Genomic DNA, 12,076 nt, shown 5'->3' with positions numbered 1-12,076 from the left:
GGGGCGAGGGGTACCGTGCACATTCTCAATCGGATATTTCTTGTCAATTCGCTGCTTGTCGTGCTGGTCAGTGTCGAGCGGTTCTCGGCTACCACCGATGTCATTCTGCAGCCGCATTCGTTTCTCAGTCTTCATCAGCTGGTGCAGACCTGTGTGCTGATCCTGGCCGGCACCGTGACGTTCTTTTGGACGTTCTTTGTGGTGTCGGGGCGGCTGCGCGGGATCCCCACGCGCGCGACGTTCTGGCTCGCCGTCACGTTTGTCGTCGGCACGTACCTCTACGGGGCCGGCGAAGGGCTGCACGAGGTCTCGTCCTATCTGCTCAACTCGCAGTGCCCGGATCCGGAGCACGCGGCCGGCACGTTGTGCGGCGGGCTCTTCGTCAACGATTTCTATACCGGGAACATCCTGTTCTTCGTGGGGGCGTTCCTGACGACGGCCGCGTTGCTCCTCGCCGAGCGGCTGCTGCCCAACGACTCGTTCGGGCGGCGGGATCTGCCGCTGCTCGGGGTCAACGCGGTGGTGTTCGCGGCTACCGTCGTGGCGTACGCGGCCTTCGACACGGTGCTCGCGGGACTGGTCTTCTCGCTTGTCACACTGGCCTTTACGGTCGCGATGTGGCTGCCGAAACGGCGCGAATCACTGCGGTTTCCGGTCACCGTTTACAGCGTTGTCGCGTACGGCCTGGGGTCGATTGTCGCGGTTGTCATTCGGCTGTTCTGAACCGTGACGTTGGTCCCAACCGCAAAGAATGTGCGTGGCGCAGCAGTGAAATGTAGGCATGACAGTGCTGGACAACCCCGCGTGGGGCGCGCTACGCGGCGCACAGGCGAGGTTCGCCGAAGTGAGCGGACGAGCCGCGCGCTACCAGACCGACGTGTCGCCGTTCTATGCCCTCGAAGACCCGGACGATCCGCGAGCGTGGGCGGACATGGCCGCATTCGTCCCGCCGGGCGGCGAGTTCTTCGTGCCGATCGAGACGCACACCCCGCCGCCCGGCTGGGAGCTGGTGCATAAGGGCGGCGGCGTCCAGATGGTGGGCGAACACGTGTACGCCGCGGCGGATCCCGAGGCGGTGGTGCTGGGCCACGGGGACCTTCCCGAGATCCGCGATCTGGTGCGCCGCACCGAGCCGGGGCCGTTCCTGCCCCGGACCATCGAGATGGGCACGTTCGTGGGATTCCGCCGGGACGGCGCGCTCATCGCCATGGCCGGCGAACGTATGCGCCCGCCGGGCTACACCGAGATCAGCCTGGTCTGCACCGATCCGGCCTTTCGCGGCCAGCGCCTCGCGACCCGCCTCGTCGAGACGATCATCGCGGACATCCGGGCCCGCGGCGAGACGCCGTTCCTGCACGCCGTGGCGACCAACACGGCCGCGATCAGCCTCTACCGGGCGATGGGCTTCACGCTGCGCCTCGATTCGATCATGAGCGGTTACCGGCGCACCGACTTCTGACCGGGCGCCGGGCGCTACCCGAGGGCCTTCAGCAGCTCATCTTTCGTCATCGCGGAGCGGCCCGCGATGCCACGCCGGCGCGCCTCGGCGTACAACTCGGCCTTGGATTTTCCGGTACGCGCGGAGCTGCCGCGCTCGGGCTTGCCGGAGGAGCGCATGCCCTTGCCCGGCTTGCCGAGCTCCTGCCAGCGGCTCTCGCTCACGTGCACGCCGAACCGCGCGGCGGCCTTCTGGATCCGGCGGAAGGCCTCGTCGCGCTCGCTGTCGGTGGCGTCCTTCACCTGGTCGAACCGGGCGATCGCGTTACGGACGTGACGTGCGTCGCTCAGCGGTTCCTTCCGCAGGCGGGGGAACGCGTACTCGCTGTCGGGCATTGCGTTACGCTCTGCGGTGTCCAGCTCATGTCCTGCCTTGGTAGCCATGTTTGCCGGAGTACCCCACCCGTCGCGGCCTATGCGACCGGGACCATCAGCCGGAGAAACCTCCGGCTAGCAGGCATGCGGGGAGGGTCCGTGTTTGGCACCCTGGTTCATGTGACACTGCGTTGCTTGCTCGTGGACGACAACCATCAGTTCCTCGCTGCCGCCCGGACCCTGCTCGAGCGCGAGGGACTTGTTGTCGTGGGCACCGCAACCCGCATCGCGGACGCGGTGGAGCGGGCCGACGAGCTTTGGCCGGACGTGGCGCTGGTCGACATCAACCTCGGCGGCGAGAGCGGCTTCGAACTGGCCAAACAGCTTTCCCGTACGGCTCGGCCGGTCCCCGTGATCATGATCTCCACGCACGGCGGGGACGACTACGCGGACATCATCGCGGCCAGCCCGGCGGTCGGGTATCTGTCGAAGGTCGCGCTTTCGGCCCGCGCGGTGAACGAGCTGCTTTCCGGCAGCGGCGTATCAGCCTGAGTGAGAGCCGGTCGGACGATGCCGGTTTCTGTCCACTGATTGCCCGAAATATCGTGATAAAGGGGATCGTGCCGCGGGCCGATGGGCGAAAACGCGAACCCGGGGCGCCCCGGCCCCGGGCGCCGCACCCTCAGGCCGCGTCCAGGAACGTCAGGACGGCCAGGACGCGCCGATGATGGTCGTCGGTGTCCGGCAGGTTCAGCTTGGTCAGCACGGCCCGTACGTGCTTCTCCACGGTCCCCTCGCTGATCCACAGGCGCCGCGCTATCCCCGAGTTCGACTGGCCCTCCGCCATCTGCGCCAGCACCTCGCGCTCCCGCGGGCTCAGCGCCGCCAGCGGATCGTCCCGCCGGCGCGCGGTCACCAGCTCCTCGACCAGGGCCGGATCGATGACCGAGCCGCCGTTCGCGACCCGCTCCAGCGCCGCCAGGAACTCCTGCACGTCGGTGATCCGGCTCTTCAGCAGGTATCCGATGCTGCGCCCGCTGGCCAGCAGCTCCATGGCCTGTTCCACATCGGCGTACGCGGAAAGCACCAGGATCGCCGTGTCCGGCAGCTCCTCGCGGATCGCCCGGGCCGCCTGCAGCCCCTCGGTCGTGTTCGTCGGCGGCATTCGCACGTCGACCACCACGACATCGGGGTGCGTGCGCCGGACCACCTCCAGCAACTCGGCCCCGTCACCCACCTGGCCCATCACTTCCAGGCCAGAACGCTCCAGAAGACTCGCGATGCCCTCTCTCAGCAGCACGTCGTCTTCCGCTACCACCACCCGCAGCCCCGCCACGTCCCCGAACGATACCGGCTAGCCGGTACTTCAGGAGTGGGGCTGCCCTCGATGTGGCGCCTCGTGATTTCCGCGACTCTAATTGGCATGTGTACGCATCGACCCGAGTGCCCGTCCATTGATGAGCCCAACGCGCACAACGCCTGCGTCGTCGTCCATCACGCGGAGCTGGGCTGGAGCATGCTGTGCAACGGCGCGATCGTCCTGGACGTCGCCGAGCAGGCCCTGCCGCAACAGCAGCAACGCCGTACGCCTCGCCGCACCAACACCCGCACCACGATCCGGGCGCGTCGCGAGCAGCGTCAGCAGCCGGTTGCCGCGTAACTACGCTTAGTTTCGCCGGAATCCGCCGCTGGTCTCCGCCGTGATGGCGCGCCGCGTCGGAATCCGGCACGTGACGGTCGTGCCCTCGCCTACGGGGCTGTGCACGTCGAACGTCCCGCCCAGGGCCTCGATCCGGTCCTTGAGACCGAGAAGCCCCGTTCCCCGCTCCGGGTCGGCGCCGCCGACGCCGTCATCCCGGACCCGCAGCGTCAGCACATCGTCTTTCTCGTCGGCCTCGACCTCGACCAGCGAGGCGCCGGCATGCTTCACGGCGTTGGTGAGCATCTCCGAGACGACGTAGTAGGCACCCACCTCGACCGGCAGCGGAAGACGCCCCTCGAAGCGGACGTCCACCTTCATCGGCACGTGTGACCGGCGGCCGAGGGCCCGCAGAGCCGGGCGCAGACCGGAGTCCGAGAGCACCGCCGGATGGATGCCGCGGGACAGTTCCCGCAGCTCCTCGATGACCGACATCAGCGTGGTGGCGACGTCCGCCACCTCCTCGTGGGCCTCGCCGCGGGCGGCCGCGTCCATCGCCGCCGAGCGCAGCCGCAGCGCGAGCGCCACCAGGCTCTGCTGGACACCGTCGTGCAGGTCGCGTTCGATGCGCCGGCGCGCCTCGTCGGAGGCGGCGACGATCCGGGCCCGCGAGTTGGTCAGCTCGTCACGGCTCTGCGCGTCCGCCACCGCGGTCGCCACCAGGTCGGTGAACTCGGTCATCCGCGCCTCGAGGTCGGGCGGCAGGTGCCCGTGCCCGGTGCCGACCGAGATCAGCCCCCACAGGCGCCCGTTGACGTGGATCGGCATGCCGACCGCGGAGATCATGCCCTCGGCGGCGTACACCTCGCCGCCCGGCAGCGAGCGGTAGTCGTCGACGCGGGCGGGACGCCCGGTGCGCCGCACGGTCTCCAGCACGCCCTCCGGCGGCCGGTTCTCCCACGGGCCGCCGACCTGCACGTGCGGCCCGGAGGTGCCCTCGTTGGCCAGCAGCGTGACCGTGCCGTCCAGCTCGTAGCGCAGCAGCCGGGCCGTGCCGCCGTCGCCGAAGTGACGCAGGACCTCCTTGGTGACCGCGGAGAACACCCGCTCCGGTTCCACGCCCCGGGCGATCAGGAACGCCAGCCGGCGCAGCGAGTCCTGCATGTCGGCGAGCCGGCGCAGCTGCTCGTCGGCCTCGGTGTTGGCGATGGCCATGGCGGCCAGCTCCATGAAGTCGGCGATGCGGGACTCGGCGCCGGGCTGGAAGTCGTCGCGCGAGGCCATCACCGTCACGCCCCAGGTGCGGGTCCCCACCTTGATCGGGGTGGCGATCCCGGACAGCAGACCGAGCTTGGCGGCGATCACGCCGAACGGCCCGACGATCAGCCGGTCGCCGACCAGCCGCACCGGCTTGCCGCCGTCGATCGCGGAGCGCATCATCCGGCCGGGCGGCAGGTCGACCCTGGTCCCGACCGGGGCGTCGCCGGTGGAGAGCCCGTACGAGCCGACCACGGTCACCCACGGCTCGGTCTGGTCGGCGTCCGGGTGGGTGTCGAGCCGGGCCACGAAGCTGGCGTCGGCGCCGAACAGGCGGCCCAGCTCGTCGGAGACCGCCGCGAACACCTCGGAGGGCGCCGCACCGCCCGCGACCAGGGTGGCGACGCGTCGCAGGGCGGCCTGCTCGTCGGCCAGGTTGCCGCGGGCGCGCTCCGAGGCCACCGCGTTGCGGGCGATCGTCGTGGTCACCGCGCCGACCATCGTCGCCATCGCGATGAGCAGGCCCAGGACGGAGAAGGTGGCCGGGTCGAGCGAGCGCAGCGGCGGCAGGAAGAACCAGTCGTACGCCTCGGTGGCGACCACGCCGACCGGTAGCGCGTACAGGATTCCGGCGGTCTGGGCCACCGCCAGCACGACCGCCAGCAGTGCGAGTCCGAGAACCAGGTCGGGGACGTGGCTGTGCCGCGCGGCGACGCAGACCCCGCTCGCCGCGGCGAACGCGATCATGGCCACCACGACGGACAGCGCCACCTCGAGTGAGAAAGGGAGGCGGCGGGCTCTCAGTTGCACGGCATCGAGGCTGCCACCGTCCCGCGATGTGGCGAAACGAAGGGGGCCTCAGGCGGGGCCGCGGTGATCGAGATCACCGTTTAGGACGCGGCCCGCCTGCCGGCCGGGTACAGCCGGTCGAAGGTGACCAGCCACCGGATCTGCTCCTGGGCCGGCAGGCCGCAGCCCCGGAGGAAGCCCAGCACCGTCTCCCTCCGGGGCACGCCCTCGGCGGCGATCAGGTTGTAGACCGTCGCGCGGGAGATCGGCATCCCCGCGTACCGGCTGCGCCGCGCCACGCTGTCCGCGGACCGCCGGCGCTCCTGCATCAGGGCACGCAGCAGGCGCGCGAAGTCGAGACGCGTGCTCGCGTCCATGGGGTCCGAGGTTGCCGTCAGCACCTTCACCGGGCTCATCCGCCGCGTCTCCGCTCTCCACACATCGCCGGTTCCGCTCCCGATCTTCAGTCGCGTATACCCGCCGGAACAAGAACGCAGCTGCGTACCAGTTCGGGGTCTGGTCAGCTATAACCTCCAGAGAGACAGGACCAGGAGGCCCGCATGACCAACCACGTGTACCGGCTCACCGAGGTCGTCGGCAGCAGCCCGACCAGCGTCGACGACGCCATCCGCACGGCCATCTCCAAGGCCAACCGCACGGTCCGCAACATCGAGTGGTTCGAGACGCAGGAGATCCGCGGCCAGGTGACCGACGGCGAGGTCGCCTACTTCCAGGTGCGGATGAAGATTGGCTTCCGCGTAGAAGACTAAATCGGGATTCGCAGGACGATACGGGTCGGACCGCCCGGCGGGCTGTCCACCTCCAGGCGCGCGTCCACGGCGTCCAGGCGGTCGGCGATGCCGCGCAGCCCGGTGCCCGCGGCAAGGTCCGCGCCCCCCGTGCCGTCGTCGGTCACGGTGATCAGCCGGTCCGCGAAGGTCACCTCGGCCGCCGTGGCGCCGCTGTGCTTGACGACGTTGCTGAGGCACTCGGCGACCGCGAAGTAGGCGGCGGTCTCGGTGGCCGCGTTCAGCCCGGACGGCGCCTCGCCGGTCACCGTCACCGGCACGGCCAGGTCGAGCACCAGCGCCCGGACGGCGTCGCCCAGCCCCCGGTCGGCCAGCACCGGCGGATGGATGCTGTGCATGACCGCGCGCAGGTCGTCGAGCGCGGCTCGGGCCGTCGAGCGGGCTTCGTCGAGCAGCCGCTCGGCCCCGTCCGGGTCGTGCCGCACCATCCGCCCGGCCAGCCCCAGGGTCAGCGCCAGCGACACCATCCGGGCCTGCGCGCCGTCGTGCAGGTCCCGCTCGACCCGCTTGAGCTCGGCGGCCTGCCGGTCCAGGGCCTCGCTGCGCGAGCGGGTCAGCGTGCCGACCCGGGCGGCCAGCTCGCGCTCGCGGCGGCCGGGCGGCCGGCTGACGATCCACGCGTGCAGGCTGAGCAGCGCGGACAGCCCCAGGATGGTCCAGGCCGGCCAGAAGTAGCCGCCGCCGGTGGCCACCCAGACGATCAGGTCGACCGTGGCGAGCCCCGCGCCGAAGGTGGCGGTGGCGGCCAGCCAGCGACGACGGCCCGGGACCATCCGCAGAAAAAGGCGGAACAGATACACCGCGGCCGCGGCGCACAGCGCCGCGGCCACCCCGGCAAGGACGATCATGCGGCGGACCGGTAGGTGATCCGGCGCAGCAGCGTCTCCGCCGGGCCGCGGTTGCCGGCCTCGCTCATCCGTTGCGCGACCAGGGCGGAGACGCCCCAGACGGCGACCGCGGCGAGCAGCGCGACGTAGGTGTTGCCGCCCAGGCCGAGGGCCCACGGCGAGAACAGGGCCAGCCACGCCACGGACTGGAACAGGTAGCCGCTCAGCGAGCGCTGGCCCAGCGCCACCACCGGCGCGGTCAGGCGGGTGGGCCGGCCCAGGCGCAGGGCGATCAGGGCGAACAGCGCGATGTATCCGACACCGCCGTATTCACCGGTGATGTTGTGGACCATGCTCATGGCACCGACCGTACCGGCATCGACGTGCCACACTCCGGCCGCGATCAGGGCGTAGGGCAGGGCGCCGGCGATCGAGATGCTCAATCCCGCGACGGCGGTGCGGCGCAGCAGCGTACGGTGCAAGCCCGGGTTTTCCAGGATCTGCTTGCGGGCGGCCCAGATGCCCAGCCAGACGATGATGATGAACGGGATGACCGAGGCGGTGTGCACCGGCCACTCGGCCAGCCGGTCGAGCAGCGAGGAGGCGTACGAGGAAGCGCCGAGGGAGGGGTTGGGGGTGTTGACGATGCCGGCGTCGCCGGAGTGGGGCCGGGTGGCGGCGACCACCGCGAACACGACGGCCTCAAGCGTCTGCAGGCCCCAGAGCCACAGGATCAGCCGGTGGAACCGGTCACCGCGGCGCAGCAGGAACACCGTGCAGATGATTCCCACGATCCCGTACGCCCCGAGGAAGTCCCCGAAGTAGAGCAGCGTGGCGTGCGCCAGACCGAAGACGACGAGCGCGGTGTTGCGGCGCAGCAGGATCCGGCGGTCCTGGACCCGGCGGTACATCTGCACCAGCCCGTAGCCGAACATGACCGCGAACACCGGGTAGGCGCGGCTGTCGACCAGGGTGGCCATCGCGAAGTTGATGACCCGCTGCAGGCCGTGCGGGGTGCCGTCGAGGCCGGGCTGCCCGGCGAAGGCGAAGTTGGCGGCGTTGGCGAGCGCGATGAACAGCAGCATGGCGCCGCGGGTGAGGTCCGGGGCGAGCGCCCGCTCGGCGCGCCGGACGGGTTCGGCGATGGGCTTGACCAGCGAGGTTGTCATGCCGACAAGATTCGTCGAAACCGATGCCGGCCACGATGGCACTGGAACCCGTTCCGTGGGGGTACTACTACCCGTCCAGGTATCGAAGCACCGCCAGGACGCGGCGGTTGTCGTCCTCGGAGGACTGCAGGCCCAGCTTGGCGAAGATGTTGTTGGTGTGCTTGGCGACGGCCTTCTCGGTGATGAACAGGGCGGTGCCGATGGCGGCGTTGGAGCGGCCCTGGGCCATGTGCCCGAGCACCTCGCGCTCGCGGGCGGTGAGCTGGGTCAGCGACACGATGTGCTCGCGGCTGTCCATCAGCTTCGCCACCACGGTGGGGTCGAGCGCGGTGCCGCCGGCCGCGACCCGGCGGACCGCGTCGATGAACTCGTCGATGTCCGAGACGCGGTCCTTGAGCAGGTAGCCGATCCCGCCGGCGCCGTCGGCGAGCAGCTCACGGGCGTACAGGCGCTCGACGTACTGGGAAAGCACGAGAACCGGGAGCCCGGGGATCTCGGCGCGCGCGGTCAGGGCGGCCCGCAGCCCCTCGTCGGTGTAGGTCGGCGGCAGCCGCACGTCCACGACGGCCACGTCCGGGCGCTGCCCGACCAGCTCCTTCACCAGGTCCGGACCGTTGTCCACGGCCGCGACCACGTCGAACCCGTACGCCTCGAGCATCCGGACGATCCCGTCCCGCAGCAGCATAAGGTCCTCGGCCACAACGATCCTCATCGCGCCACCGTATCGGGTCGGACGCGCGCCAGCCGCCCCCGATGGAATCCCCCCTGCGCCTCCACGGGCAGGCATGCCGGACCTTGCGAAATGCGGCTATTATCCAAATTCTGAGACAGGGCGGGGGTAGACGTGGATGCCGAGTCATCCCCATCCGGAAACGAGGCCGACGAGGTGGGCAAACGGTCGATCTGGCGGTCGCCCGCGTGGGAGCGTGCTGCGCAGTTTGTCAGCGTTGTCGGGGTGGTAGCGCTGTCGGTGTTCTTTTCGGTGCAGGGACCGCGATGGCTGGCCGCGATCGGCTGGGCACTCCTTTTATGGCACACCGTCGCGACGCTCAGGGCTCGGTCGCGCCGCCACCGACACGATGCGGGGCAGTAACGCCGGCACGCGACGCATGTGATCGGCGTAGCCGGGGCGGCGGCTCAGCGATCGGCGGTCCATCAACGGCACGCTGACGAAGGTGAACAGCAGGACCATCGTGATCGGCCCGGCGACGGTCCACCACCAGCTCGGGGCCGCGGCCAGGGCGAACAGCCACAGACCCCACCAGAAGCCGATCTCGCCCAGGTAGTTGGGGTGCCGCGAGTAACGCCACAGTCCGCTGTCGAGGGTCCGGCCGGGGCGTGCGTGCCGGCGCAGCTGCCGATCCGCGGTCGCCTCGACGGCGATGGACGTCCCGGTCACCACGACGGCAAGGACGTCGATCAGGCCGAACGAATGCTCGTTCGTTTTGACGGCCGGCCAGACCGCGAGCAGCCCGGCGAAGACGACGAGCGTGGGCATCAGCTGGATCCCGGTCAGGTTGAGCAGCCACCACGGCAGCAGGCGCGGGCGCTGCTCGCGCAGCTGGACGTATCGCCAGTCCTCGTGGCCGAGCCCGCGCCAGGACGACGCCCAGTTGGCCGTCAGCCGGACCGCCCACACCAGCACCAGGACCAGCACGGCGATCCGCCGCCCGCTGAGCCCGGCCTGCCACACCCAGGCGGCGACGATCACGGCCGGGGCGACACTCCAGTACGGGTCGTACAGGCTGGCGTTGCGCACCACCATGCTCGCCGCGAACACCACAATGGTCGCGAGCAGGTCGGCGTAGAGCGTGACGGCGAGGGGATGCCGGCCCGGCAGCACCGCGACGAGCCCCCAGGCGGCTAGCCCGGCCGCGGCGTAACTCAACGCCACCACGGCAAACCCCATCAGCCGCGAACGATCTGTCGTCACCGGCAAAGGATAGTCACGTAAGTTCTTGGTTCTAATGGCTCTGTTGCGAGCATGCCGGTTCTTTCGTCGAGCCGCGGGCGACCGCCGTGGGTTGCTCGCGGCTCGAAGGGGTTGTGCGCGATGGATCGCTGGTTGGGAGTCGGCGCGTTGACGGCTGTTCTCAGCCATCCAGAGATTCCTGTCAATCTAGCATTCTGTGTATCCGCTTGCCTCCAGGGGCGCCGACCAACCCCAGCTCAACGGAAGCGCGTGCCGCGAGCGCTGCAGGTGTTGACGGCATCGGCTGGAACGCGGCATGTACGAGGCGATCAACCCCTGCAGCAACCAGTACTGGCACGGTTCGAAGGGTCGGAGCCAAGGCCACAGAGTTCGAGCGCCCCTTATGCATGACCAGGTTGCGCTGTTGGTACAGCCTGCGAAATGCATCGGAATAATAGGATCGTACTCTTCCGAGAACGGCCTGCGGATTCTCGTACAAGGCTCGCATCCGGGCTAAGGCTGCCATGTCGGCTGGCTCTGTTAGCGGTAGATCGACCTTTCTGGCAAGAAGCTTATCCAGGACGTCGAGGCGGTCGGTGACGGTAGGTTCGCCTCTAAGGAGATTCCCAGTTTCCCCTCCCGCGGAAATCAGAACATCAACCAATTGCGTCATTTCCGCCCGTGGCCAACTGCACGCAACAATGGCAGCCATCCTGTCCGCTGAGCTGGCTCCCGAGTCGTCAGGCGGCGCGAGGAGCCCTTCGACAACGGCCCACGTTGCAGCAACAGAAGCCCACGTGGTCGAAGTGCCAGCGCTTGCCAGCAATTCAAAAGCGTCGTCTAGAGCAGCGGTAACGTCTGGATAAGATCGCGTCAATAGCAATCCGTTGCGCTGTATCGAGGGAACGACGACGTCCTTACGCCAGCTCCGAAACGGACGCCACCTAAGCGAATCTGAGCTGTTTCCAACCAAGGCGTCTGAGGCGGCCTCGATCGAAGCGGAAGATAGCCCGACCACCGCCCGAGCGGTCAGGCGTCGCACCTCGTCCTCCGCTGCTGCGATCGCCGCGAAAGGCTCTCTTGTGACGACATGAAAGCGCAAGGCCCCAGCGCCCTGTCGGAGCTTTGGCGTCCCAGCCGGGGTCGAGACGCGTATCGCACGAAGGTCGCTCCAAGAAACAAAATCGTCACCGGCGGCGCTGGTCACCTCTGCCGGCAATTTATGGAATGGGACGATAACTGTGTAGGGAGTCGGCGTCTGCTCCCACATCTTGTGTGCCTGTGAGAATAATTCGCTCACCGATATTTCTCGATGCTTGTCCAGCGTCGACAGGAGCCAGCCGTGTAGATGGTTTGCGGAAAATTGTGCGTCCAGAAGATGGGCGGCCACTGATCGGGCCACCATCTCGATGAGGCTAGGAGTGATAAGTCCTTGATCGGCGACCTCGGCCCAGGACTCAAGATATCGAGTTTGGGTTCTGCGCGCCAGCTCACGCAGTTCATCGGCGTTGGTAGTGGATGCGAGACCAGCCGAGGTCTTGCGTGCATGTGTTGCGCGCAAAAGAGCTTCTATCTTGTCGCGCACCTCGTCCGAGCCAAGCCCGATATCACGTCGCGTTAGTACGGCGGCGGACGCGGTTACGTGCCTCAGGCCCTCATCTGAGACCGTCCCCGAGCGGTACCCGTCGGCATATTCCAGCACTTCCTGAAGCGCAAGGTTGGTTCCGACCTGCCATAGGCTTCGGTTCCAGGAAGTGCGACGGTCGAAGAGCTCCAGAAGTCGACGCTTGAGCATCATCTCGACGTTCTTGTCCTGCGGGGGCATCCGTGCATGCTACGGTAGAGCCACGGGCCGCAAGCCT

At 68.7% G+C, this 12,076-nt stretch carries 14 protein-coding genes; 5 read left to right on the top strand and 9 right to left on the bottom strand.

Annotation, left to right across the window (positions count from 1 at the left end; all coding sequences use genetic code 11):
- The first annotated feature begins 15 nt into the window (after positions 1-15).
- A complete protein-coding gene (locus HH310_RS00235; protein ID WP_169173304.1) occupies positions 16-723 on the top strand; it encodes a hypothetical protein in 708 nt (235 codons plus the stop codon).
- A 58-nt stretch (positions 724-781) separates the two neighbouring features.
- Positions 782-1,459 (top strand): GNAT family N-acetyltransferase, encoded by a 678-nt coding sequence (locus HH310_RS00230; protein WP_169173303.1) that lies wholly within the window; start codon positions 782-784, stop codon positions 1,457-1,459.
- Positions 1,460-1,473: 14 nt separating this feature from the next.
- Here the strand turns inward: HH310_RS00230 and HH310_RS00225 are convergent, their stop codons facing one another.
- On the bottom strand, positions 1,474-1,833 hold the full coding sequence (locus tag HH310_RS00225; protein ID WP_248293544.1) for a DUF6582 domain-containing protein: 360 nt from the start codon (positions 1,831-1,833) through the stop codon (positions 1,474-1,476).
- A gap of 159 nt (positions 1,834-1,992) precedes the next feature.
- Here HH310_RS00225 and HH310_RS00220 point away from each other — a divergent pair, with 159 nt between their 5' ends.
- A complete protein-coding gene (locus HH310_RS00220) occupies positions 1,993-2,364 on the top strand; it encodes a response regulator (RefSeq protein ID WP_312033724.1) in 372 nt (123 codons plus the stop codon).
- Positions 2,365-2,494: 130 nt separating this feature from the next.
- Here HH310_RS00220 and HH310_RS00215 read toward each other — a convergent pair whose 3' ends face one another.
- The gene (locus tag HH310_RS00215; RefSeq protein WP_211191637.1) at positions 2,495-3,139 is read right to left on the bottom strand and encodes a response regulator transcription factor; all 645 of its coding nucleotides are present in this window, start codon (positions 3,137-3,139) and stop codon (positions 2,495-2,497) included.
- A 96-nt stretch (positions 3,140-3,235) separates the two neighbouring features.
- On the opposite strand from HH310_RS00215, the gene HH310_RS00210 reads away from it, so the two are divergent.
- Complete coding sequence (locus HH310_RS00210; RefSeq protein WP_169173299.1) at positions 3,236-3,472, top strand: DUF5999 family protein; 237 nt, start codon at positions 3,236-3,238, stop codon at positions 3,470-3,472.
- A gap of 6 nt (positions 3,473-3,478) precedes the next feature.
- Here HH310_RS00210 and HH310_RS00205 read toward each other — a convergent pair whose 3' ends face one another.
- Both HH310_RS00205 and HH310_RS00200 read right to left on the bottom strand, forming a co-directional pair.
- Positions 3,479-5,518 carry a GAF domain-containing protein gene (locus HH310_RS00205; protein ID WP_312033723.1) on the bottom strand — a complete coding sequence of 680 codons (2,040 nt, stop codon included), beginning with the start codon at positions 5,516-5,518 and terminating at the stop codon, positions 3,479-3,481.
- A gap of 80 nt (positions 5,519-5,598) precedes the next feature.
- Entirely contained in the window at positions 5,599-5,913 is a 315-nt protein-coding gene (locus HH310_RS00200) for a helix-turn-helix domain-containing protein (RefSeq protein WP_169173298.1), read from the bottom strand.
- Positions 5,914-6,057: 144 nt separating this feature from the next.
- Here HH310_RS00200 and HH310_RS00195 point away from each other — a divergent pair, with 144 nt between their 5' ends.
- Complete coding sequence (locus HH310_RS00195; RefSeq protein WP_169173297.1) at positions 6,058-6,267, top strand: dodecin; 210 nt, start codon at positions 6,058-6,060, stop codon at positions 6,265-6,267.
- Here HH310_RS00195 and HH310_RS00190 read toward each other — a convergent pair.
- The 5 genes from HH310_RS00190 to HH310_RS00170 all read right to left on the bottom strand — a co-directional run bounded on the left by HH310_RS00190 (position 6,264) and on the right by HH310_RS00170 (position 12,039).
- Positions 6,264-7,154 (bottom strand): sensor histidine kinase, encoded by an 891-nt coding sequence (locus tag HH310_RS00190; protein WP_169173296.1) that lies wholly within the window; start codon positions 7,152-7,154, stop codon positions 6,264-6,266. The two genes, HH310_RS00195 and HH310_RS00190, sit on opposite strands and share 4 nt — an antisense overlap.
- Positions 7,151-8,302 (bottom strand): DUF418 domain-containing protein, encoded by a 1,152-nt coding sequence (locus HH310_RS00185; RefSeq protein WP_169173295.1) that lies wholly within the window; start codon positions 8,300-8,302, stop codon positions 7,151-7,153. Before HH310_RS00185 ends, HH310_RS00190 begins: the two co-directional genes overlap by 4 nt.
- Positions 8,303-8,369: 67 nt before the next feature.
- The gene (locus HH310_RS00180) at positions 8,370-9,014 is read right to left on the bottom strand and encodes a response regulator transcription factor (protein ID WP_169173294.1); all 645 of its coding nucleotides are present in this window, start codon (positions 9,012-9,014) and stop codon (positions 8,370-8,372) included.
- Between the two features lie 315 nt (positions 9,015-9,329).
- Entirely contained in the window at positions 9,330-10,235 is a 906-nt protein-coding gene (locus tag HH310_RS00175) for a DUF1295 domain-containing protein (protein WP_312033722.1), read from the bottom strand.
- 181 nt (positions 10,236-10,416) lie between these two features.
- A complete protein-coding gene (locus tag HH310_RS00170) occupies positions 10,417-12,039 on the bottom strand; it encodes a hypothetical protein (RefSeq protein WP_169173293.1) in 1,623 nt (540 codons plus the stop codon).
- Between the last annotated feature and the right edge of the window lie 37 nt (positions 12,040-12,076).

Source organism: Actinoplanes sp. TBRC 11911 (assembly GCF_012933445.1).
In the GTDB taxonomy this organism is placed as follows: Bacteria; Actinomycetota; Actinomycetes; order Mycobacteriales; family Micromonosporaceae; genus Actinoplanes.
This window is presented reverse-complemented; position numbering and strand designations above follow the sequence as displayed.

What these genes read in the sequence shown, in the direction of transcription:
- HH310_RS00230 (WP_169173303.1), top strand. Translation starts at nt 782, where the DNA reads ATGACAGTGCTGGACAACCCCGCGTGGGGCGCGCTACGCGGCGCACAG.
- HH310_RS00225 (WP_248293544.1), bottom strand. Translation starts at nt 1,833, where the DNA reads ATGCCCGACAGCGAGTACGCGTTCCCCCGCCTGCGGAAGGAACCGCTG.
- HH310_RS00210 (WP_169173299.1), top strand. Translation starts at nt 3,236, where the DNA reads ATGTGTACGCATCGACCCGAGTGCCCGTCCATTGATGAGCCCAACGCG.
- HH310_RS00200 (WP_169173298.1), bottom strand. Translation starts at nt 5,913, where the DNA reads ATGAGCCCGGTGAAGGTGCTGACGGCAACCTCGGACCCCATGGACGCG.
- HH310_RS00195 (WP_169173297.1), top strand. Translation starts at nt 6,058, where the DNA reads ATGACCAACCACGTGTACCGGCTCACCGAGGTCGTCGGCAGCAGCCCG.
- HH310_RS00190 (WP_169173296.1), bottom strand. Translation starts at nt 7,154, where the DNA reads ATGATCGTCCTTGCCGGGGTGGCCGCGGCGCTGTGCGCCGCGGCCGCG.
- HH310_RS00185 (WP_169173295.1), bottom strand. Translation starts at nt 8,302, where the DNA reads ATGACAACCTCGCTGGTCAAGCCCATCGCCGAACCCGTCCGGCGCGCC.
- HH310_RS00180 (WP_169173294.1), bottom strand. Translation starts at nt 9,014, where the DNA reads ATGAGGATCGTTGTGGCCGAGGACCTTATGCTGCTGCGGGACGGGATC.
- HH310_RS00170 (WP_169173293.1), bottom strand. Translation starts at nt 12,039, where the DNA reads ATGCCCCCGCAGGACAAGAACGTCGAGATGATGCTCAAGCGTCGACTT.